Genomic DNA, 22,342 nt, shown 5'->3' with positions numbered 1-22,342 from the left:
GGTCACCCCCTAGATGCCGAGCTGGTACACCCCCCAGTACGCGAGCACCACCAGCAGGGCCACGCAGGCCGCGCACGTGCCCCAGAGCACGACGTGACCGACCACCCCGCGCGCCAGCGGCTGCCCCGAGAGCCGGAGCTGCCGCAGCCGCACGGCCACCGCCGACCCCGCCAGCACCGCCGCGAGCCCGAGCACCCGGACGACCACCCAGCCGCCCTGCACCACCCAGCCGTTGCGCTCGTACCCGAGGGCGAGCCGTGCGACCGCCACCAGGTACCAGACCAGCGCCACGACCGTACCGACGGACGCGGCCGACAGCATCGCGAGCCGTCGCGCGAGCACCCGGTCGCGCCCCGGCTCGGCCGGCAGACCCCGCACGCGGCGCACGCCGACGACGGCCCACCGGCCGACCGGCAGGAGCACCACCAGCCCGACCGCCCCGAGCACCAGGAACACGAGGACGTCCCCGTCGCCGAGCCACCGCGGCTGCGGGACGGGCGCCGCCCAGTAGAGCTGCTCGGGCTGCGCGCCGGCGACGCGCGGCCAGGTGCTGCTCGTCCCGGGCAGGCCCTGCACCCAGCCGGTGAGGTCCCGCAGGAACGTCGGCGAGACGTCGCCGTCCACCCGGATGCCGTGGTCCGCCCCGCGGTAGTACCGGACGGTGTACGCGGTGTTCCCGGCGATGGCGACGTCGCGGATGATCTGCTCGGCACCCTGCACCACGGGCATCGACGCGTCCGCGGTCCCGTAGACCACCAGCACCGGCTGCGTCATGCGGCGCTGGTAGGGCGCGACGTCGAAGTCCGCGTAGTCCAGGCCGCCGCCGGGCAGCGACATACCGACGGCCCGCGGGATCGCCCGGAACACCTGCTGCGGCACGCCGGTGTTGCGCAGGTAGGAGTCGACCGCGAACGCCGCCTGCTGCCGGGGTGGCACCACCGGGGCGGAGACGAGCACGACGAAGGAGATCGCGGGCTGCTCCGCCGCCATGACGGGCGCGATCCACGCGCCCTCGCTCTCCGCGTAGACGCCCACCCGGCCGGGGTCGACGCCCTGGACGGTGCGCAGCAGGTCGACGGAGCGCAGGTAGTCCTGGGCCATCGCCACGTAGTCGCGGTGCCGCAGCGTGTACGTGTCCAGGCGCTTGTCCGGCACCAGCGTCGCGACGCCGGCCTCCGCGAGCGCCTGCGCCTGGTCGACGAACGCGTCCGTGAACCGGCCGGTGCCCGCTCCGTGGACGAACACCACGCCGGGCACCTCGTCCCCCGCGCCGACGGGCAGCAGCAGGCGGGCCTCGACGGTCGCCCCGTCCAGCTCGACGTCCACCACCGACGACCGCACCTCGTACGGGCCGGTCCGCGGCGCCCCGGGGATCGCGGTGTCGGTGGCCTGCACCGTGAGCGGGTCGGTCATCGGGACCGGCGTCCACTGCGGGCCCATGAGGGCGCCGAGCACCGCGAGGACGATCGCCCCCACGACGGCTCCGCCCGCGGTCCGGTAACGCACGTCCCGAGTATCCCCGACGCGCCCGGCGCCCCGGGACCCGTCGGAGCCCGCCGCGGGAACCGTCGCGGCGTCCTCCCCGCCGCCCGCCGGGCCGCCGCCGCTCAGAAGCCCAGCCGCCCGAGCTGCTTCGGGTCGCGCTGCCAGTCCTTCGCGACCTTCACGTGCAGGTCCAGGTACACCCGCGAGCCCAGCAGCGCCTCGATGCCGCGCCGCGCCCGCGTGCCGACCTCCCGCAGCCGCGACCCCCCGCGGCCGATGACGATCGCCTTCTGGCTGTCGCGCTCGACGAACAGGTGCACGCGGACGTCGAGCAGCGGCGGCTCCCCCGCGGCGACCTCGCGCGGCACGATCTCCTCGACCACGACAGCCAGCGAGTGCGGCAGCTCGTCGCGCACGCCCTCGAGCGCCGCCTCGCGCACCAGCTCGGCGACCATCACGGACTCGGGCTCGTCGGTCAGCTCGCCCTCCGGATACAGCGCCGGCCCCTCGGGCAGGTGGCCGATCAGCACCTGCTCGACCACGTCGACCTGGTAGCCCGACTCCGCCGACACCGGGACGACGTCGGCCCAGTCGCCCAGCGCCGACACGGCCAGCAGGTGCTCCGCGAGCCGCTGCTTGCCGACCAGGTCCGCCTTCGTGGCGATCGCGACCACCGGCGTGCGACGGCCCAGCGCCGCGAGCTGCTCCGCGATGAACCGGTCGCCCGGGCCGACCTTCTGGTCCGACGGCAGGCAGAACCCGACGACGTCGACCTCGGTCAGCGTGTCGCGCACCAGGTCGTTCAGCCGCTCGCCCAGCAGCGTGCGCGGGCGGTGCAGCCCCGGGGTGTCCACGAGCACGAGCTGCGCGTCCGGGCGGTGCACGATGCCGCGGACGGTGTGCCGGGTGGTCTGCGGCCGCCCGGACGTGATCGCGACCTTCTGGCCGACGAGGGCGTTGGTCAGGGTCGACTTGCCGGCGTTGGGGCGCCCGACGAGGCAGGCGAAGCCGGAGCGGTGGGTCACGGGGGTCTCCGTCACTGGTCCGTGGGGTGGGTCTCGCGCGTGGCGCGCTCGGCGGTGCGCTCGCCGGCGGGCTCGGCGTCGTCGTCCTGCGGCTCGGGCGCCCGCGACACCAGCACGCGGGCGACGCGCTTGCGGCGGCCCTCCGTGCCCTGGGCGACCAGGCGCAGGCCGTGGATCTCGCCCGCCGACCCCGGGATGGGGATCTTGCCGAGCGCCTTCGCGAGCAGCCCGCCCGCGGTGTCGACGTCGTCGTCCTCCACCTCGAGCCCGAACAGCTCGCCCAGGTCGTCCTTCGCCATGCGGGCGGGGACGAGGTACGCGCCGCCGCCGAGGTCCTCGACCTGCGGGGCGGACGGGTCGTGCTCGTCGGTCAGCTCGCCGACGATCTCCTCGATCGCGTCCTCGATGGTCACCAGGCCGGCGATGCCGCCGTACTCGTCGACGACCATCGCGAGGTGCGAGGCCCCCGCCTGGAGCTCGCGCAGCAGCTCGTCGACCGGCTTGGACTCGGGCACGAACACCGCGGGCCGCACGAGGGACACCGCCGGGGCCTCCGCAGCCTCCGGGTCGTCCTGCAGCCGCCGCACCAGGTCCTTGAGGTAGAGCACGCCGCGCAGGTCGTCCACCTGCTCGCCGACGACCGGCACCCGGGAGTACCCCGACCGGAGCAGCAACGACAGGACCTTGCGCAGCGGGGTGGACTCACCGGTCGTGACCATGTCGGTCCGCGGCACCATGACCTCGCGGGTCAGCGTGTCCCCGAGGCCCAGCACGGAGCGCACCATGGCCCGCTCGTCGGTGTCGATGGCCGGCGAGTCCCCGACGCGCTCGACCATCTCCCGCAGGCCGTCCTCGTCCAGGTCGGCGCCCGCGGACGGCGCGACGCGGACCAGCGGCCCGGCGACGGCGCGCACCGCCACCAGCAGCCGCGACGTGAAGGCCAGCACCTGGCGCGGGTGGCGGTGGCCGAGCGAGCGCGGGCTGATCCGCGCGAGCACGACGGTCAGGAACGCGCACGCCAGCACCGCGATGACCAGCTCGAGCGACCACTGCAGGTCCGAGGCCGCGATCGCGAGCGTCAGGCAGACGGCCGCGAGCATCTCGCACAGCAGCCGCACCACGCCCGCGGAGCCGGCGACCGCCACGCGGTCCTCCGCGAGCCTCCGGACGCGCTCCGCCGCGGGGTGGCGGGAGGCGAGCAGGTCCGCGACCGCCGAGCGGCCGATGCGCAGCACCGCGGCCTCGCCGGCGGACAGCACCGCGGCGACGAGGACGGCCGCGACGGTCAGCGTCGCCAGCAGACCGACGGGGACCGTGCTCATCGTCCGGCGAGGAACGTCAGCAGCAGCTGGCGCTGCAGGCCGAACATCTCCTTCTCCTCCTCCGGCTCCGCGTGGTCGTACCCGAGCAGGTGCAGGATCCCGTGCGTCGTCAGCAGCAGCAGCTCCTCGACCGTGGAGTGCCCGGCGGCGCGCGCCTGCTCGACGGCCACCTCGGGGCACAGCACGACGTCACCGAGCAGCCCCGGCGGTGTCGGGTCGTCCGCGCGGCCCGGGCGCAGCTCGTCCATCGGGAACGACAGCACGTCCGTGGGGCCGGGCTCGTCCATCCACTTCACGTGCAGGTCCGTCATCACGTCCGTGCCGACGAACAGGATCGACAGGTCCGTCTGCGGGTGCACGTGCATCTGGTCGAGCACGAACCGCGCGAGCGCGGCGAACTCCGCCTCGTCGACCTCGTGGCCGGACTCGTTGTTGACCTCGATGCTCATGTGCGGTTCGTGTCCCAGCGTGCGTAGGCGTCGATGATGTCGCTGACCAGGCGGTGGCGGACGACGTCGGAGGAGCTCAGCCGGCAGAACGCGACGTCGTCCACGTCCGCCAGGATCGACTCGACCACCCGCAGGCCGGAGGTCGTGCCCGACGGCAGGTCGACCTGCGTCACGTCGCCGGTCACCACGACCTTCGACCCGAAGCCGAGCCGGGTCAGGAACATCTTCATCTGCTCGGCCGAGGTGTTCTGCGCCTCGTCCAGGATGATGAAGGAGTCGTTGAGCGTCCGGCCGCGCATGTACGCCAGCGGCGCCACCTCGATCGTCCCGGCCTCCATCAGCCGCGGGATCGAGTCCGGGTCCACCATGTCGTGCAGCGCGTCGTACAGCGGCCGCAGGTACGGGTCGATCTTCTCGCTGAGGGTGCCCGGCAGGAACCCGAGCCGCTCCCCCGCCTCGACCGCCGGGCGCGTCAGGACGATGCGGTTGACCTGCCGTGCCTGCAGCGCCTGCACGGCCTTCGCCATCGCGAGGTACGTCTTGCCGGTGCCCGCCGGCCCGATGCCGAACGTGATCGTGTTGCGGTCGATCGCGTCGACGTACTCCTTCTGCCCCGACGTCTTCGGCCGGATCGTCCGGCCGCGGGTCGACAGGATGTTGAACGTCAGCACGTCCGCCGGCCGCGTCGTCGTGCCCGCCGTGAGCATCGCGACCGAGCGCGTCACCACGTCCGGGGTCAGCGGCGTGCCGCCGGCGGCCATCTCCACGAGCTCGTCCACGAGGCGCGCCACCAGCGCGACGTCACCCGCCGGGCCCGCGAGCGTGACCTCGTTGCCGCGCACGTGGACGTCGACAGTGCGGAAGCCCTGCTCGACCGCGCGCAGGACCTGGTCGTCCATGCCCAGCAGCTCCACCATGGACACGCTGGACGGGATGGTGATCCGGTGCTCCACCCGGGCGGCGCCGGGGAGCGACCGTTCGGGGCGGTCGGGTGTGGTCTCAGCCATGTGCTCGGCTCGCGCCGGCGCTCCGTTCGGTGAGGGACGTGCTTACCGGTGCCAGTCTACCGACCCCTCGCGGCCCCGGCTCTGCCGGCGCCGCGACGACACGCGGCGTGACCACGTCGAGGGCCGATGGTCCCTTCTCCTGGAGCGACCGGCGGAGGGACACTCGCCGGAGGCGGGGGCAACGGCGCTCCCCCGGACGTCGTACGCGGAGGTACACGTGGCCAGCTATGTCCAGGACTTCTCCGACGGTGACAAGGACCAGAAGGACCTGCTCGGCGGCAAGGGTGCGAACCTGGCCGAGATGACCCGGCTGGGACTGCCGGTGCCACCGGGCTTCACCATCACGACCGACGCCTGCCGGGCGTTCATGCGCACCGGGCACCTGCCGGCCGAGCTGCGTGTCGAGGTCACGATGGCCGTGCGCCGGCTGGAGGACGCGCTGGGCCGCGGGTTCGGCGACTTCCACGACCCGCTGCTGGTGTCCGTGCGCTCCGGGGCGAAGTTCTCCATGCCGGGGATGATGGAGACGGTGCTCAACGTCGGGCTGAACGACGCGTCCGTCGTCGGCCTCGCGGAGTTCTCCGGCGACGAGCGGTTCGCGTGGGACTCCTACCGGCGGCTCATCCAGATGTTCGGCAAGACGGTGCTGGACATCGACGGCGAGCTGTTCGCGGACACGCTCGACAAGGCGAAGGCCGCCAAGGGCGTGCACGACGACGTCGACCTGGACGCGACCGACCTGCGGCACCTCGTCGACTCGTTCAAGGAGATCGTCCGCACCGAGTCCGGCCGCGAGTTCCCGCAGCACCCGCGCGAGCAGCTCGACCTCGCGATCGTCGCCGTGCTGCGGTCCTGGAACACCGACCGCGCCCGCCTGTACCGCCGCCGCGAGCGCATCCCGGACGACCTGGGCACGGCGGTCAACGTGTGCTCGATGGTGTTCGGCAACCTCGGCCCGACGTCCGGGACCGGTGTGGCGTTCACGCGCGACCCCGCGACCGGGCACACCGGCGACTACGGCGACTACCTGGTCAACGCGCAGGGCGAGGACGTCGTCGCGGGCATCCGCAACACGCTGAGCCTCGCGGAGATGGAGGAGGTCGACCCGCAGTCGTACGCCGACCTGCGCCAGGCCATGCGGCGGCTCGAGACCCACTACCGCGACCTGTGCGACGTGGAGTTCACGGTGGAGCGCGGCAAGCTCTGGATGCTGCAGACGCGCGTCGGCAAGCGCACGGCGCCGGCCGCGTTCCGGATCGCCACCCAGCTGGTCGACGAGCACCTCATCACGATGGACGAGGCGCTGGCCCGGGTCAGCGGCGCGCAGCTCTCGCAGCTGATGTTCCCGCAGTTCGACTCGACGGCGGAGCGCACCCTGCTCACCAAGGGCATGGCGGCCTCCCCCGGCGCGGCTGTCGGGCACGCCGTGTTCGACTCGGCCACGGCCCAGGAGCGGGCCGCGCACGGCGAGGACGTCGTGCTGGTGCGGCGCGAGACCAACCCGGACGACCTCGGCGGCATGATCGCGGCGGTCGGCGTGCTGACCGCGCGCGGCGGCAAGACGTCGCACGCGGCCGTCGTCGCGCGCGGCATGGGCCGCACCTGCGTGGTCGGGGCGGACGAGCTGGTGATCGACCCGGTGGCCCGCACGATGACCGTCCGCGGCCACGTGGTCTCCGAGGGCGACACGATCGCGATCGACGGGTCCACGGGCGAGGTCTACCTCGGGGCGGTCCCCGTCGTGCCGTCGCCCGTCAGCACCTACCTGGAGTCCGGCCTGGACGCCGCGCTCGCCCAGGCCGGCGACGACGACCAGACCGCCGACCTGGTGCGGGCGGTCGACCGCGTCCTCACGCACGCCGACACCACGCGCCGGCTGCGGGTGCACGCGAACGCCGACACCGCCGAGGACGCCCGCCGGGCGCGCTCGCTCGGCGCCCAGGGCATCGGGCTGTGCCGCACCGAGCACATGTTCCTCGGCGAGCGCCGCGTCCTGGTGGAGCGGGTCGTGCTCGCGGAGGACGACGACGAGCGGCAGGCCGCCCTCGACGCGCTGCTGCCGCTGCAGCGGGCGGACTTCGCGGCGCTGCTCGAGGAGATGGACGGGCTGCCGACGACGATCCGGCTGATCGACCCGCCGCTGCACGAGTTCCTCCCCGACCTCACCGAGCTGTCCGTCAAGGTCGCCCTGGCCGAGGAGCGCGGCGAGGTCGACCCGGCGGACGTGAAGCTGCTCGCGGCGGTCCGCCGGATGCACGAGGCGAACCCGATGCTCGGCCTGCGCGGCGTCCGCCTCGGGCTCGTCGTGCCGGGGCTGTTCGCGCTGCAGATCCGGGCGGTCTGCGAGGCCACCGCCGACCGGCTCGAGGCCGGCGGCACCCCGCACGCCGAGATCATGGTCCCGCTGGTCGGGTCCGTGATGGAGCTGCACCTGGTCCGCGACGAGGCGCTGCGGATCATGGCGGAGGTCGGCGAGGCCCGCGGCGTCACGCTCGACCTGCCGGTGGGGGCGATGATCGAGCTGCCCCGCGCCGCGCTCACCGCCGACCGGATCGCGGAGGTGGCGCAGTTCTTCTCGTTCGGCACCAACGACCTCACGCAGACCACGTGGGGCTTCTCCCGGGACGACGTGGAGGGGGCGTTCTTCCCCGAGTACCTCGAGAACGGGGTGCTGACCATCTCCCCGTTCGAGACCATCGACACGAAGGGCGTCGGGCGCCTCGTGCGCATCGCGGTGGAGGAGGGCCGGGCCACCCGACCGGACCTCACCGTCGGGGTGTGCGGCGAGCACGGCGGTGACCCGGAGTCGATCCGGTTCTTCGACGCGGCCGGGCTGGACTACGTGTCCTGCTCGCCGTTCCGGGTGCCGGTCGCGCGGCTCGAGGCCGGCAGGGCCGCGATCCAGGGTCCCGACACCGACGTCCGCTGAGGGGACGACCGCGCCGCCGCCGCCCCGGTTGGGACACCGGGACGGCGGCCCCGCGGCGTCCGTGCCCCCGCGCCCGCGCCCGCGCGCTGTCCCGCACCTGCGCGTTCTCCCGCACCCGCGCGCGCTCTCCCGCACCCGCGCGTTCTCTCCCGCACCCGCGCGTTCCCACCCGCGCGTTCTCTCCCGCATGCGCGTGCTCAGCCGCCGAGAGTCCAGGACACGCCCGGGATGCGTTGCGGACCGTGGGCGTGTCCTGGACTCTCGGTAGCGGTGGCCCCGGCGGAGCGGGCGAGTCGGACCGGGGTCAGTCGGCCGGGCCCTCGACGAGGGTCACCGTGGCGGACTGCGTCGTGCCGGTCGCCGTGGTCCAGGTCAGCGTGACCTGGTCGCCGGGGGCGTGCGCCGCGAGCGCCTCGCTGAGCGCGTCGCCGTCCGCGACCGTCACGCCGTCGACGGCTGTGATGGTGTCCCCGGCGGTCAGCCCGGCCTGCGCGGCGGGGGTCCCGTCGATGACGCCGGCGACCGTCGCACCCGCGGCCCCACCGGCGGTCGACCCGGTCGTCGAGCCGGGCAGGCCGTCCAGGGCCGCCGGGTCGCCGCCCGTCGTCGCGAGCTGCACCCCGAGGAACGCCGGGTAGCCGAGCGTGATCGTGTCGGTGTCCTGGCCCGCGACGACCTGCGTCACCACGTCGAGCACGTCCTGGATCGGGATGGCGTAGCCGGTGATGTCCGCCGAGCCGGACGACGCGGCGGTCGTGATGCCCACGACCTCGCCCTCGTCGTCCAGCAGCGGGCCACCGGAGTCGCCCGACACCACGTCGGCGTCGACCTCGATCAGCCCGGTCAGCGACTCCCCCGACGACGCGCCCTCGGCCTGGGTGGTGATGGACTCGTCGAGCCCGGTCACCGTGCCGTCCGCCGCGAGCAGGACGCCGCCACCCTCCGCGTTGCCGACCGCCGTGACGGCGTCCCCGACCGCGACGCCCGCCTCGTCGTCGTCGAGCGTCGCCGTCGCGAGCCCCGACGCGCCCTGGAGCTGGAGCACGGCGACGTCCGCCGTGGCGTCGGTCCCGACGACCTCGGCCGTGTAGGTGTCCCCCGTCGACGCGACGGTGACCGTGATCTGCGTCGCGCCCTCGACCACGTGGTTGTTCGTGACCACGAGCCCGTCGGACGTCAGCACGACACCCGTGCCGGCGGCCTCCGCCGACTGGTACCCGAGCACCGTCGAGATCAGCACGACGCCGCTCTGCTGCGCGTCCGTGGCGGTCGTGGCGTCGAGCGTGCCGGTCGCGGACCCGGCGCCGGAGCCCGCGCCGCCGCCCCCGCCGGGCAGCGTCGTCGACGGCCCGCCCCAGCCGCCGGCGCCGGCCTGCGGGCGGACGGTGCCGGAGCCGTCCCCGGTCGAGGGCGCCGCGGCCAGGCCCGGCTCCGCCGCCGCGTCCGGCAGGCCGAGCGCGTACGCGGTCCCGCCCAGCACCAGCCCGGCCGCGACCGCCCCGGAGGCGAGCAGCGCGACGGCCGTCCTCCGGCGCCGCGAGCGGCCGGGCACCGGCGGCTGGTCGCCGTCGACGCCCGGGCCGGCTGCGGTCGTCGGGTCGTGGGGCTGGGCCGGCGTCGGCCGGGGCGCGGTCTCGTGGTCCACGGGGCACCTCCTGCGGGGCGGGCGCCGGGGCGGCGCCGATACCCCTGAGTGCACCCCGCGGACCAGGACGCGGGCTGGACCTTCCCTGAGCGTCGGCCGTGGATCGTGGGGGCCTGCCTCAGCCGGCGAAGCGCTCCGACCGCTCGACGACCCGTCCCCGCGACGCCTCGGCGTCCCACGTGTAGACCGTCCGGCCCTCGATGAGGACGTGCTCCGCACGCGCGTGCACGTCGAGCGGGTCGCCCGACCACACGACGACGTCGCCGTCGCGCCCCGGCTCCAGCGCCCCGACCCGGCCGTCCAGCCCGAGGAACGCGGCCGGGTTCACCGTCAGCGCCTCGAGCGCGGTCTGCCGCGGCAGCCCCTCCTTCACGGCGAGCGTCGCCTGGTGCACGAGGAAGTTGATCGGCACGACGGGGTGGTCGGTGGTGATCGCGACGCGCACGCCCGCCCGGGCGAGCGCGGCGAGGTTCGCGATGGCGCGGTCCCGCAGCTCGACCTTCGACCGGGACGTGAACATCGGGCCGAAGATCACCGGCACGTCCCGCTCCGCCAGCACGTCCGCGAGCTTGTGCCCCTCGGTGCCGTGGTTGACCACCAGGCGGTAGCCGAACTCGTCGGCCAGCCGGATCGCCGTGGCGATGTCGTCGTGGCGGTGGGTGTGCTGGTCCCAGACCAGCTCGCCGTCGAGCACCCGGGCCAGCGTCTCCAGCCCCAGGTCCGTCTTGAACGGCTCGCCCTTGGCCTCGGCGGCGGCCCGCGCCGCCCGGTAGTGCTGCGCGGCCGTGAACGCCTCGCGGATCACCAGCGCGGTGCCCAGGCGCGTCGACGGGGTCTGGTTCTTGTTGCCGTAGACCCGCTTCGGGTTCTCGCCGAGCGCCGACTTCACGCTCACCGCGGCGGAGATCACCTGCTCGTCGATGGTGCGCCCGCCCCACGACTTCAGCGCCACGCTCTGGCCGCCGATCGGGTTGCCCGAGCCGGGCTTCACCACCACGGACGTCACGCCGCCGGCCAGCGCGTCGCGGAAGCCCTCGTCGTCGATGTTCACCGCGTCGATCGCCCGGACCGCGGCCATGTTCGGTCCGGTCATCTCGTTGGTGTCGTCGCCCGCGACGCCCTCGCCCTCCTCGTGGATGCCGACGTGGCCGTGCGCCTCGACGAAGCCCGGGAGCACCCAGCGCCCGGTCGCGTCGACGACGGTCGCGCCCTCGGGGACCGCCACGTCGGCGCCGACGGCCTCGATGCGGCCGTCGCGGATCAGGACGGTGCCGCCGTTGACGGGCTCGGAGCTGACGGGGACGACGTAGCCGCCGGTGACGGCGACGAGAGAGGAGGAGGTCATGACCTCCACCGTATGCCCGGCCCCCACCGACCCGCGCCGACGGGTGTGGCAGGGTGACCGGGTGCGATACGTGATCATCGGCGCCGGCGCGGTCGGCGGGACCATCGGGGGGCTGCTGGCCGAGGCCGGCGGGGACGTCGTGCTCGTCGCGCGGGGTGCGCACCTCGACGCGCTGCGGTCCGGCGGACTGCACCTGACGACTCCCGCGGGCGCCCGGACCGTGCGCACCGCCGTCGCGTCCCGGCCGGAGGACGTCGAGCTGCGGCGCGGTGACGTGCTGGTGCTCGCCGTGAAGTCGCAGGACACCGACGCCACGCTGGCCGGATGGGCCGGTCGCCCCGTCGACGGCGGCCGCACCGCGGGCGAGGACCTGCTGCTGGTGTGCGCCCAGAACGGCGTGGACAACGAGCGCACCGCGCTGCGGCGGTTCGCCCGCGTGGCCGGCATGTGCGTCTGGCTGCCCGCGACGTTCCTGGAGCCGGGCCGGGTGTCGGCGTCCGGCTCCCCGGTCACCGGGGTGCTGACGCTGGGGTCCGTGCCCGCGGGCGTCCCCGACGCCGACCTGGCGGAGGTCTCCCGGGACCTCGAGGCCGCCGGGTTCCGCGCGCCCGTCGTCGAGGACGTCGCGGCCTGGAAGTACGCGAAGCTGCTGAGCAACCTCGGCAACGCCGTCGAGGCGCTCTGCGGCCCGGTGCGCGGGCCGGCGCGCGAGCTCGCCGACGCCGCGGTCGCCGAGGCGCGCGAGGTGCTGGCCGCCGCCGGCCTCGCACCGGTGGACGCCGCCGAGGAGGCGCGCGCCCGCGAGGGGTTCACCCTGGTCGACCTGCCCGGCGTCGACCGGCGCGGCGGGTCCACGTGGCAGAGCCTCGTGCGCGGCGCGGGCTCGGTGGAGGCGGCGTACCTGAACGGCGAGATCGCGCTGCTCGGACGGCTGCACGGGGTCCCGGTGCCGGTCAACGCCACGCTTCTGCGGCTCGTCGAGGACGCGGCGGCCCGGGGCGAGCAGCCCGGCGGGCACGACGCCGCGGAGGTCCTGGCCTCCGCGCGCGCGGAGGTCTGAGTCCCGTGCCGGCCTCGGGCGCGGGTCCGGTCGGCGGGCACCACCGGCGCGCGCCGTCGGAGGCTCCCACGGGGGCTGGCTCCGTCCGCGAGGCGCCGTCGGAGGCTCCGACGGGAGCGGACACCGGACGCGGGACACCGTCGGACGCTGGAGCCGGCGCGAGCACCGGACGCGGGACGCCGTCGGAGGCTGCGACGGGAACCATGCCCGGACACGGCACACCCTCCGAGGCTCCAGCGGGGTCCAGGACCGGACACGGCGCACCGTCGGAGGCTCCGACGGGAGCGACGCCGGGTGGGTCCGAGGCCGGCGGGGGCGCCCGGCCCACGCTGCCCGCGGGGCCGTCGTCGACGCGGGTCGACCGCTGGGTGTGGGCCGTCCGGCTGACCAAGACCCGCGCGCTCGCCGCGGCCGCGTGCCGGGCCGGGCACGTCCGCGTCAACGGGGACCGCGCGAAGCCGGCCACGACGGTGCGCGTCGGGGACGAGGTGCGGGTGCGCGGCGACGGCCCCGAGCGGATCGTCGAGGTCGCCCACGTGATCGAGCGCCGCGTCGGGCCCGTCCCGGCCGCCGCGTGCTACGTCGACCGCACCCCGCCGCCTCCCCCTCCGGAGCACGTGGCCGCGGCCGGCGTCCGCGAGCGCGGCGCCGGCCGTCCGACCAAGCGCGAGCGCCGCGAGCTCGACCGCCTGCGCGGCCGCGACCGCTGACCCAGCGGGCCGTCCCGCCCGACAGCACCGCCCGCCGGGGCGTCCCGCCCGACAGCACCGCCCGCCGGGCCGTCCCGCCCGACAGCACCGCCCGTCCGCGCCCCCCGACTGCATCCGCGCCTGCCCCCTGCCGCGCGAGCCGCCCCGGCGAGAGGCCAGTCGCCGGGGGTGCCGCGGGCACGCGCACCCCGGGTGGTGGCCTCTCGCGCAGTGGGAGCGCGCACTCGGGGCGCGTCGGGTCGGTCAGGGGCGGGCGGGGCGGGGCGGGGCGGGCCGTCGGGGCGTCAGCTCGGGGCCGGCGGGTCGACGCCCAGGCGGCGGGCCAGTGCCATCGCGTCGACGGGCGCGCGGACCTTCGTGTCGTTGTCGAAGTAGACGAACACGTCGCGGCCTCCGGGCGCCGCGGGGGCCGGTGGCCCGAGCCGGTGCGCGTCCGGCGGCTCTCCCCCGGCGCTCCAGGCTCGTACCCGGTCGGCCCACCGGTCGAGCGCCGGGTCGTCGTAGCCGGACACGTACAGCTCGGAGTCGCCGTGGAGCCGGACGTAGACGAGGTCCGCCGTGACGTCCTCCAGGTACGGCCAGCGTCCCGCGGTGTCCGCGACGACCAGGCCGATGCCGTGCTCGCGCAGCAGGGCGGGGAAGGCGGGGTCCTCGAACGACGCGTGCCGCACCTCGAGGACGTGGCGCAGCGGGCGGTCCTCGTCGGTGGTCGTCCAGGCGCGGTCGTCGAGGCGCTCGTCGTGCCGCGCGGCCAGCTCGGCGGCCGCCGTTGTCGTGCGCGGCAGCAGGTCGAAGAACCGCGCGAGCCGACCGGCGTCGAACCCGAGCGTGGGCGGCAGCTGCCACAGCACCGGTCCGAGCGCCGGACCGAGCGCGAGCACCCCCGAGGCGAAGAAGTTCGCGAGCGGCACCTCGACGTCGGCGAGCTTCTTCATGTGGGTCACGAAGCGGCCGCCCTTGACCGAGAACACGAAGCCCTCGGGCACCTCCGCGCGCCACGCGAGGTACGACTCGGGGCGCTGCAACGCGTAGAACGAGCCGTTGACCTCGATGCTGCGCAGGTGCCGGGAGGCGAACTCCAGCTCACGGCGCTGCGGCAGACCCGGGGGGTAGAACACCCCGCGCCAGGGCGCGTACCGCCAGCCGGAGATGCCGATCCGGGTGTCCGAGGCCATGGCGGACCGTAGGCACCGGCCGCGGGGACGGGCAACCGCGCCACCGCCCCGCACCCGCCGCCCAGCCCCGCAGCCTCCAGCCCCGCCACAGCGTCCCGTCGCGCCGCGTTCCGCCCCTCGACACGCGCCCGACGCCGGACCGCGGTATCCCTGGTGCGTGCACGCCGACGCCGTCCCGCCACCGCCTCCCGTCGCCGCGCCCCCGGACCCGGTGGGCGCGGCGCGACCCGCCCGCCGCCGCACGGTCGCCGCGTGGGCCCTGTGGGACTGGGGGTCGGCCGCGTTCAACGCGGTCATCACGACGTTCGTCTTCACGCGGTGGCTCACGTCGGACGCGTTCGTCGACCCGGAGGTGGCGGCGGCCGGGGGCGCGCCCCTCGACGCCGCGCTGGCGGAGCACTCGACGTGGCTCGGCTGGGGGCTGACCGCGGCCGGTGCGGCGATCGCCCTGCTGGCGCCCGTCGCGGGGACGCGGGCCGACGGCTCGGGCCGGCGGCGGCGCGGGCTGGCCGTGCAGACGTCCGTGACGGTGGTGCTGTGCGCGGCGATGGCGCTCGTCCGCCCGGACCCGGACGCCCTGACGGCGAACCTGGTGCTCGGCATCGCGCTGCTCGCCACGGCGAACCTCACGTTCGAGCTGGCGTCGGTGCACTACAACGCGCTGCTCCCCCGCGTGGCGACGCCGGCGACGCTGGGCCGGGTGAGCGGCATCGGCTGGGGCGCGGGGTACCTCGGCGGGATCGTGCTGCTGCTGGTGCTCTTCGTGGGGTTCATCGACCCGGAGGTCGGCTGGTTCGGCGTGACGCCGGCGGACGGCGCGAACATCCGGGTGGCGGTGCTGCTGTCCGCGGTGTGGTTCGCCGCGTTCGCGGTGCCGGTGCTGGTCGCGGTCCCGGACGACCCCGTGCCCGCGGCCGCGCGGCGGCCGGACGGACCGTCCGGGCTGCGGGGCCGGTGGCGCGCGGTGGCCGGGGCGTACCGGCGGGTGGCCGCGGACGTGCGGGACCTGTGGCGCACGTCGCGCAGCACCGTGCTGTTCCTGCTGGCCAGCGCCGTCTACCGCGACGGCCTCGCGGGCGTCTTCACGTTCGGGGCGGTCATCGCGTCGGGCACGTTCGGGTTCTCCGCGAGCGAGGTCGTCGTGTTCGCGATCGCGGCGAACGTCGTGGCGGGCGTGTCGACCGTGCTCGCGGGCCTGCTGGACGACCGGGTCGGCCCCCGGGCGCTGGTGGTGGCCGCGCTCGCCGGCCTGGTGGTGGCGGGCGTCGCGACGTTCCTGCTGGCCGACGCGGGGCCGGCAGCGTTCTGGGCCTGCGGACTGCTGCTGTGCGTGTTCGTCGGGCCGGCGCAGTCCGCGAGCCGCTCCCTGCTGACACGCCTCGCCCCGCCCGGCCGGGAGTCGCAGCTGTTCGGGCTCTACGCGACGACGGGCCGCGCGGCGAGCTTCCTGGCGCCGCTGGCGTTCGCGACCTTCGTCGCGGTCTCGGGGTCGCAGCGCTGGGGCATCCTGGGTCTCGTGCTCGTCCTCGCGCTCGGGCTCGCGGCCCTGCTCCCCCTGCGGCTGCCCGCTGCCCGCGTCGCCGGCACGCGGGCGCCGGCCGTCGCGCGGCCGGCGGGCGGGGGCACGGCGTGACCGCCTGGGAGCCGGACCTGCTCGGTCCGGGCTGGGAGCGGACGACGCTCGCCCTGTCGGCGTCGGACCCGGACCTGGTGGCGACCGTCGTCCGGCGCACCCCCGCGCCGGGCGCCGAGCCCGGCGGCCCCGCCGTCCTGCACGTGCACGGGTTCAACGACTACTTCTTCCAGACGCACCTCGCGCGGGAGTGGGAGAGCCGGGGTCACACGTTCTACGCGGTCGACCTGCGCCGGTGCGGCCGGTCGTGGCGACCCGGCCAGGTGCCGCACTACGTGACCGACCTCGCGGAGTACCGCGACGACCTCGGGCTCGCCGCCCGCCTGGTCCGCGAGGTGCTGGGGCACGACCGGCTGACGGTGCACGCGCACTCCACCGGCGGCCTGACGGCGGCGCTGTGGGCGAACGGCCCGGCCGGGCGGGCGGCGGTGGACGCCCTGGTGCTCGACAGCCCGTGGTTCGACCTGCACGCCCGCTGGTTCCACCGCGTGGTCTCGACGTGGGTGCTCGACAGCCTCGGCCCGGTCGACCCGATGCGTGTGCTGGCCGACGGGCCGTCGGCGTACTCCTGGCACCTGCACGTCGACAACGGCGGCCGGTGGGAGTACGACCGCCGGCTGAAGCCCGCGGAGGGCTTCCCCGTGCGGGCGGGCTGGCTGCGGGCCGTGCGCCGGGGGCAGGCGCGGCTGGCGCGGGGCCTGCGGATCGAGGCGCCGGTGCTGGTGTGCACCGCGGCGGAGTCGGGGCCCAACTCGCGCACCAACCCGCTGCTCGACGCGCAGGACACGGTGCTGGACGTCGAGCAGATCTGGGCGCGGGCGCCGCGGCTCGGCGAGGACGTCACGCTGGTGACGGTTCCGGGCGGCGTGCACGACCTGTCCCTGTCCGCACCGGAGCCGTTCGCCGCGTACGTCGCCGCGGTGTTCGACTGGCTGGACGCCGTGAGCGGCAGCCGCGCGGCCTGACCGGTCGCGCCGCACGCGGTCCCGACCCTGACGCGGCCCGACCCTGACGCAGGCCCGACCCTGAGGCAGGCCCGACCCCGGCGCGGGTCCGGCCCTCACGCGGGTCCGGCCCTCGCGCGGGCTCAGCCCTCGCGCAGCCCCGCGGCGTCGATGAGCGTCTGCGCCGCCGCCCGCGCCTGCACGGCCGCGTCGGGCGAGCCGGAGATGGCGGCCGTGGTCTGCGCGCCCTCCGCGAGGATCGCGAGCTGCGCGGCGAGCTGCGGCGGACCGCCGGCGACGTCGACCAGCTCGGCCACGTAGGCCTGGAACCCCGCCTTGTGCTCGCGCGCGAGGGCGGCGACCTCCGGGGAGCACCCGCCGAGCTCGCCGAACGAGTTGATGAAGATGCAGCCGTGGAAGTCCCCGTCGGCGAACCAGCCGGCGAGGTAGTCGTAGATCGCGAGCAGGCGGTCACGGGGCCCGGACGCGGCGAGCACCGCGCCGGTCAGCCCCTCCTCCCACATCGCGTGCCGGCGGCGCAGCACCTCCGCCACGATCGCGTCCTTGGAGCCGAACAGGCGGTAGAGCCGCTTGAGCGGCACGCCGGCCTCGGTCCGCAGCTCGTCCATGCCGACGGCCTGGATGCCCCGCCGGTAGTACAGGCGGTCGGCGGCGTCGAGCACCTGCTCGCGCAGGGCGGCCTCGGCGTCGTCGAGGTGCTCGGTGGGCGCCGTCACGAGCTGTCCGGCCATGCGTCATCTCCCGGGGGGTTGCGCGGAAAACGTTCGTTCTCTACTGTAGCCCACATCGCGGAGAACGACCGTTCTCCAACGACCGGGAGAGGCGCACACCATGCCGTACATCACCGTCGGAGCCGAGAACACGACGCCGATCGAGCTCTACTACGAGGACCACGGGTCCGGCCGCCCGGTCGTGCTGATCCACGGGTACCCGCTCGACGGCCACTCGTGGGAGAAGCAGTCCGCGGCGCTCCTCGACGCCGGCTACCGCGTCATCACCTACGACCGCCGCGGCTTCGGGCAGTCCAGCCAGCCCACGACCGGCTACGACTACGACACGTTCGCCGCGGACCTCGCGGCCGTGCTGGAGGCGCTGGACCTGCACGACGTCGTCCTCGTCGGCTTCTCGATGGGCACCGGCGAGGTCGGGCGGTACCTCGGCACGTACGGCTCCGAGCGGGTCGCGAAGGTGGCGTTCCTGGCGTCGCTCGAGCCGTTCCTGCTGCAGACGGACGACAACCCGACGGGTGTGCCGCAGGAGGTCTTCGACGGCATCCTCGCCGCCGTCACCGCCGACCGGTACGCCTACTTCACGTCGTTCTACGCCGACTTCTACAACACCGACGAGAACCTCGGGTCGCGGCTGTCGCAGGAGGCGCTGCGGCACTCCTGGGACGTCGCGTCGGGGGCGTCGTGGTTCGCCTCGAGCGCCGCGGTGCCGACCTGGACCACCGACTTCCGCGGCGACCTGGCCGCGGTCGACGTGCCGGCGCTGATCGTGCACGGCACCGCCGACCGCATCCTGCCGATCGACGCGACGGGCCGCCCGTTCCACGCGGCGGTGCCCCAGGCGGAGTACGTCGAGATCGAGGGCGCCCCGCACGGCCTGCTGTGGACGCACGCCGACGAGGTCAACCGGGTCCTGCTGGACTTCCTCGGCCGCTGACCCGGCCGCGCGCCGCCGCCACCCCGCACGCCGGGGTGTCGGCGGCGTCCGTCATGCTGGACCGCATGCACCCGCCCGGCGACGCCCCCGTCCCGGCGTCCGCCGACCCGGCCTCGCCCGACCCGGCGCCCGCCGACGGGCCCGACGCGGGTCCGTCCACCGCCACGGACGCCACGCTCACGGTCCACCCGGACGGCCCGCTCGACCTGCGGCTCACCCTCATGATGGTGCGCCACGGCCCCGGCGACCCGAGCCTGCGGATCCGGCAGGACGGCACCGTGTGGCACGCGCTGCGCACGCCGGCGGGGCCCGCCACGCTGCTGCTGCGGGCGGGCCCCGGACGCGTCGACGCGTCCGCGTGGGGCCCGGGGGCGCAGCACGCCCTCGCCGGGCTCCCGGACCTGCTGGGCGCCCGCGACGACGTACGGTCGTTCGACCCCGCCGGCCACGCCGGGATCGCGGCGGCCCACCGCAGGATGCGGGGGCTGCGCATCCCGCGCACCGGCGACGTGCTGGGCGCCCTCGTGCCCGCCGTGCTGGAGCAGCGGGTCGTCACCGTGGACGCGCACGACGCCTGGCGCCGGCTGCTGCTGCAGCACGGCGCGACCCCGCCCGGGCCGGCCCCCGCCGGCATGCGCGTCCCGCCGGACGCCCGGGGGTGGCGGCGGGTGCCCTCGTGGGACTGGCGGCGGGCCGGCGTGGACGACCGGCGCGCGTCGGCGGTGCTGCGGGCGGCGGCGGTGGCGCCGCGGCTGCAGGAGGCCGTCGACCTGGAGCCCGCCGAGCTGCGCCGCCGGCTGCTGACCGTGCCCGGCATCGGCGGGTGGACGGTCGCGGAGACCACCCGGCGGGCGCTCGGCGACGCGGACGCGGTGTCCGTCGGCGACCTCCACCTGCCTCGCCTGGTCGGGGACGCCGTGGCGGGGCGCCGCGTCGAGCAGGACGAGGTGCTGGAGGTGCTCGCGCCGTGGGCGCCGCACCGGGCCCGGGTCGTGCGGCTGCTCGAGCTCGTGGAGCGCAGCACGCGCGGCGGGCGCACCCGCCCGCTGCCGCGCCGGGCGGTGCGGCCGGCCTGACCCCGGAATACCGGCAGGCGCCCGTCCGCTGCACAATGGGCCGTGCGGCCCGGGCACGCCCCCGGGCCGACCCCCGAGCGAACCCGAGGACCGCCGTGAACCAGCCCCGCATGAACGTCGAGTCGTTCAACCTCGACCACCGGACCGTCGTCGCGCCGTACATCCGGCTCGCCGACACCAAGGCGCTGCCGGCGGGCGACGTCATCAGCAAGTACGACATCCGCTTCGCGCAGCCGAACAAGGCGCACCTGGAGATGCCGGTGGTCCACTCCCTGGAGCACCTGTTCGCGGAGCACTCCCGCAACCACAGCGACCGGGTGATCGACTTCTCGCCGATGGGCTGCCAGACCGGGTTCTACCTGATCCTGCAGGGCGAGTGGGCGGACGAGGACGTGCAGGAGCTGGTCGCCGAGACGCTCGCCGACATCACGACGGCGCAGGAGGTCCCCGCGGCGAACGAGGTGCAGTGCGGCTGGGGCGCCAACCACACGCTCGAGGGTGCCCAGGGGGCCGCCCGCGAGTTCCTCGCGCACCGCGCCGAGTGGAGCACGGTGACCGCGTGACCGCCTCGCTCGCGACCGTCGGGACGGTCGTCGCCGTCGCCATGCCGGACGAGGCCGCCCCGTTCCTGGAGCGGGCGGACGCGGTCGGGGACCCCACCACCGTCGGGGGCGCGGAGCACCACCTGCTCACCGTCGCCGGTCAGGACGTGCTGCTCGTCCGCGGCGGCATCGGCCTGGCGAACGCGGCGTCCGCGGCGTCCGCGGCGCTCGTGCTCGTGGCCGCCGCCCGCGGCGGGGAGGGCCCCGCGCTCGTCTCGGCCGGGTCGGCCGGCGGCGTGCAGGCGGGCGTGCACGTCGGCGACGTGGTGGTCGGCACCGAGCACGTCTACACCGGCGCCGACGCCCGGGCCTTCGGCTACGCGCTGGGGCAGGTCCCGGGCATGCCGGCGGGCTACCGGGGCGACCCGGCGCTGCGCGGAGCCGCCCTGGGCGCCGACGCGGGCGACCTGACGGTGCGGACCGGGCAGATGCTCTCCGGGGACGCGTTCGTGGACGCGTCCCTGGTCGGCCCGGTGCGCGAGCAGTTCCCCGGCGGGCTGTCGACCGACATGGAGTCGACCGCGCTCGCGCAGGTCGCGCACGTCTACGGCGTGCCGTTCCTCGCGGTGCGCGGGATCTCCGACCTGTGCGGCCCGGCGGGCGCGGACGACTTCCTCACGCACGTGGACGACGCCGCCGAGCGGTCCGCCGCCGTGGTGCTGGGCATGCTGGCCCGGCTCGGCGCCACGGGCTGAGGCGCCCGGGGCTCAGCCGCGCGCCGCCCGGCGGCCGTCGAACCCGGTGTGCCCGTGCCCGTCCGGCCCGTCGCCGGCGAGCTTCGCCTGGTACATCGCCTGGTCCGCGTCGTGCAGGAGCAGCTCGGTGGTGTGCCACCGGTTCGCCACGGCGACGCCGACGCTGGCACCGACCCGCGCGGTCTCCCCCGCGACGTCGACGGTGACGTCCCCGAGGGCGGCGGTCACCCCCGCGGCCGCGGCGCCGGCGTCCGGGACGCCCGCGATCAGCAGCGCGAACTCGTCGCCCCCGAGCCGCGCGACCGTGCTCCCCGCGGGCGCGAGCGCCCGCAGCCGCTCCGCGACGGCCACGAGCACGCGGTCGCCCACCGCGTGGCCGAAGCCGTCGTTCACCGCCTTGAAGTCGTCGAGGTCGACGTACATGACCGCGATCCCGGGGCCGTCCCCGGGGGCCTCCAGCGTCCGGGACCGGCCGTGGGCGAGCGCCTGGTCGACCAGCCGGTGGAAGTGCGCGCGGTTCACCAGGCCGGTCAGCGCGTCGTGGTCGACCATGTGCGCGAGGCGCTCCTCGAGCGTCTTCTCCTGCGTGACGTCCAGCAGCACGCCGTGCAGCACCGGCCGGCCGTCGCGGTCGCGCCGCAGCACGGCGTCGTCGCGCACCCACACGTCGTACCCGTCGCGGTGCCGCAGCCGGTAGGTGCTCGACGGGAACATCTCCCCCTCGCGCACCTGCGGCACCAGGTCCTCGTGGGGGCGAACCGTCTCGCGGTCCTCGGGGTGCATCGCCGCCCACCACAGGCCCGGGTCGGCCAGCCACTCCTGGGGCGAGTAGCCGAGCATCCACTCCAGCCGCGGGCTCACGTACACGAACCGGCCGTGCGGGCCGGGCTCCGCGATGTACACCACGGCGGGCACGTGCTCCACGATCAGCCGGTAGTGCATCTCGGCGGCGCGCAGCTCGTCCGCGAGGCGCTTGCGCTCCGTGATGTCCTGCGTCATGCCGATCGCGTAGTCCGGCCGGCCCTGCGCGTCGCGCACGAGCGAGACCGTGAGCTCGACCCACAGCGTGCTGCCGTCCTTGCGGACGAAGCGCTTCTCCATCGCGAACTGGTCGCCGGCGCCGGCGAGCATCGCCTGGAACAGCCGGTCGTTCTCCTCGACGTCCTCGGGCGCCGTGTACGCCGAGAACGGCGTGCTCGCGAACTCGTCGTCGGAGTACCCGAGCAGCCGCCGGAGCGTCGCGTTGGTCAGCGGCGTGAGCCCGTCGAGCGTGACGAGCCCGACCCCGACGGGGGCCGCCTCGATGAGCGTCTCGAGCAGCGCGACCCGGCCGGCCGGCTGCGTCAGGCGCCAGGCGAGCGGGTCGGGCGGGTCCGGGGCGTCGGCCTGCGCCGGGACGTCGGGGAGCGCCACCACGTCGGCGGGCTCCCTGCCGTCCACTGCGACCCCCCTCGTGCCCGACCCGGCGGGCGGGCCGGGTGCTCGTCCGTGTCATCGGCGGGCGCGGCGCCGTTCTGAGGGGGCGGCCGGGTCGTCCTGGACGTCTCCTGGGTG

At 75.7% G+C, this 22,342-nt stretch carries 19 protein-coding genes; 9 read left to right on the top strand and 10 right to left on the bottom strand.

Annotated features, from left to right (window positions below):
• Positions 1-9 precede the first annotated feature (9 nt).
• The 5 genes from P9841_RS17740 to P9841_RS17720 form a co-directional block, all read right to left on the bottom strand.
• Positions 10-1,476, bottom strand: a complete 1,467-nt coding sequence (locus tag P9841_RS17740; RefSeq protein ID WP_349306910.1) for an alpha/beta hydrolase family protein — start codon at positions 1,474-1,476, stop codon at positions 10-12.
• 131 nt (positions 1,477-1,607) lie between these two features.
• A complete protein-coding gene (gene era / locus P9841_RS17735) occupies positions 1,608-2,510 on the bottom strand; it encodes a GTPase Era (protein WP_283319900.1) in 903 nt (300 codons plus the stop codon).
• Positions 2,511-2,521: 11 nt separating this feature from the next.
• Positions 2,522-3,832 (bottom strand): hemolysin family protein, encoded by a 1,311-nt coding sequence (locus tag P9841_RS17730; protein WP_283319899.1) that lies wholly within the window; start codon positions 3,830-3,832, stop codon positions 2,522-2,524.
• The gene (gene ybeY / locus P9841_RS17725; RefSeq protein WP_222169812.1) at positions 3,829-4,281 is read right to left on the bottom strand and encodes an rRNA maturation RNase YbeY; all 453 of its coding nucleotides are present in this window, start codon (positions 4,279-4,281) and stop codon (positions 3,829-3,831) included. The genes P9841_RS17730 and ybeY overlap by 4 nt, the downstream gene beginning before the upstream one ends.
• Positions 4,278-5,288 carry a PhoH family protein gene (locus P9841_RS17720; protein ID WP_222169813.1) on the bottom strand — a complete coding sequence of 337 codons (1,011 nt, stop codon included), beginning with the start codon at positions 5,286-5,288 and terminating at the stop codon, positions 4,278-4,280. The genes ybeY and P9841_RS17720 overlap by 4 nt, the downstream gene beginning before the upstream one ends.
• A gap of 217 nt (positions 5,289-5,505) precedes the next feature.
• On the opposite strand from P9841_RS17720, the gene ppdK reads away from it, so the two are divergent.
• Complete coding sequence (gene ppdK / locus P9841_RS17715) at positions 5,506-8,217, top strand: pyruvate, phosphate dikinase (protein WP_283319898.1); 2,712 nt, start codon at positions 5,506-5,508, stop codon at positions 8,215-8,217.
• A 304-nt stretch (positions 8,218-8,521) separates the two neighbouring features.
• Here ppdK and P9841_RS17710 read toward each other — a convergent pair whose 3' ends face one another.
• Positions 8,522-9,862 (bottom strand): S1C family serine protease, encoded by a 1,341-nt coding sequence (locus tag P9841_RS17710; RefSeq protein ID WP_283319897.1) that lies wholly within the window; start codon positions 9,860-9,862, stop codon positions 8,522-8,524.
• 118 nt (positions 9,863-9,980) lie between these two features.
• Positions 9,981-11,207, bottom strand: coding sequence for an amidohydrolase (locus tag P9841_RS17705; protein ID WP_283319896.1), 1,227 nt, complete (start codon positions 11,205-11,207; stop codon positions 9,981-9,983).
• Between P9841_RS17705 and P9841_RS17700 the strand changes: the two genes are divergently transcribed.
• Positions 11,206-12,267 (top strand): ketopantoate reductase family protein, encoded by a 1,062-nt coding sequence (locus P9841_RS17700; RefSeq protein WP_283319895.1) that lies wholly within the window; start codon positions 11,206-11,208, stop codon positions 12,265-12,267. The genes P9841_RS17705 and P9841_RS17700 overlap by 2 nt on opposite strands.
• Positions 12,268-12,596: 329 nt before the next feature.
• Complete coding sequence (locus tag P9841_RS17695; protein WP_283322002.1) at positions 12,597-12,977, top strand: RNA-binding S4 domain-containing protein; 381 nt, start codon at positions 12,597-12,599, stop codon at positions 12,975-12,977.
• A gap of 284 nt (positions 12,978-13,261) precedes the next feature.
• Here P9841_RS17695 and P9841_RS17690 read toward each other — a convergent pair whose 3' ends face one another.
• Positions 13,262-14,152: a DUF72 domain-containing protein gene (locus P9841_RS17690; protein WP_283319894.1), complete on the bottom strand. Its 891-nt coding sequence runs from the start codon at positions 14,150-14,152 to the stop codon at positions 13,262-13,264.
• Positions 14,153-14,309: 157 nt separating this feature from the next.
• Here P9841_RS17690 and P9841_RS17685 point away from each other — a divergent pair, with 157 nt between their 5' ends.
• Together P9841_RS17685 and P9841_RS17680 are read left to right on the top strand one after the other, a co-directional pair.
• The gene (locus P9841_RS17685; protein WP_283319893.1) at positions 14,310-15,785 is read left to right on the top strand and encodes an MFS transporter; all 1,476 of its coding nucleotides are present in this window, start codon (positions 14,310-14,312) and stop codon (positions 15,783-15,785) included.
• On the top strand, positions 15,782-16,750 hold the full coding sequence (locus P9841_RS17680) for an alpha/beta hydrolase (RefSeq protein WP_283319892.1): 969 nt from the start codon (positions 15,782-15,784) through the stop codon (positions 16,748-16,750). Before P9841_RS17685 ends, P9841_RS17680 begins: the two co-directional genes overlap by 4 nt.
• A gap of 122 nt (positions 16,751-16,872) precedes the next feature.
• Here P9841_RS17680 and P9841_RS17675 read toward each other — a convergent pair whose 3' ends face one another.
• Entirely contained in the window at positions 16,873-17,481 is a 609-nt protein-coding gene (locus P9841_RS17675) for a TetR/AcrR family transcriptional regulator (protein ID WP_283319891.1), read from the bottom strand.
• 100 nt (positions 17,482-17,581) lie between these two features.
• Between P9841_RS17675 and P9841_RS17670 the strand changes: the two genes are divergently transcribed.
• The 4 genes from P9841_RS17670 (at position 17,582) to mtnN (ending at position 20,788) form a co-directional block, all read left to right on the top strand.
• The gene (locus P9841_RS17670) at positions 17,582-18,415 is read left to right on the top strand and encodes an alpha/beta fold hydrolase (protein WP_283319890.1); all 834 of its coding nucleotides are present in this window, start codon (positions 17,582-17,584) and stop codon (positions 18,413-18,415) included.
• Positions 18,416-18,480: 65 nt separating this feature from the next.
• Complete coding sequence (locus P9841_RS17665) at positions 18,481-19,491, top strand: DNA-3-methyladenine glycosylase family protein (protein WP_283319889.1); 1,011 nt, start codon at positions 18,481-18,483, stop codon at positions 19,489-19,491.
• Between the two features lie 110 nt (positions 19,492-19,601).
• Positions 19,602-20,054 (top strand): S-ribosylhomocysteine lyase, encoded by a 453-nt coding sequence (locus P9841_RS17660; RefSeq protein ID WP_283322001.1) that lies wholly within the window; start codon positions 19,602-19,604, stop codon positions 20,052-20,054.
• Positions 20,051-20,788 carry a 5'-methylthioadenosine/S-adenosylhomocysteine nucleosidase gene (mtnN, locus tag P9841_RS17655; protein WP_283319888.1) on the top strand — a complete coding sequence of 246 codons (738 nt, stop codon included), beginning with the start codon at positions 20,051-20,053 and terminating at the stop codon, positions 20,786-20,788. The genes P9841_RS17660 and mtnN overlap by 4 nt, the downstream gene beginning before the upstream one ends.
• Positions 20,789-20,800: 12 nt before the next feature.
• Here the strand turns inward: mtnN and P9841_RS17650 are convergent, their stop codons facing one another.
• Positions 20,801-22,228, bottom strand: a complete 1,428-nt coding sequence (locus P9841_RS17650; RefSeq protein ID WP_283319887.1) for a PAS domain S-box protein — start codon at positions 22,226-22,228, stop codon at positions 20,801-20,803.
• Positions 22,229-22,342: the final 114 nt, after the last annotated feature.

Source organism: Cellulomonas sp. ES6 (assembly GCF_030053835.1).
GTDB lineage: Bacteria > Actinomycetota > Actinomycetes > Actinomycetales > Cellulomonadaceae > Cellulomonas.
The sequence above is the reverse complement of the archived record's forward strand: the minus strand, read 5'-3'. Positions and strand labels throughout refer to the sequence as shown.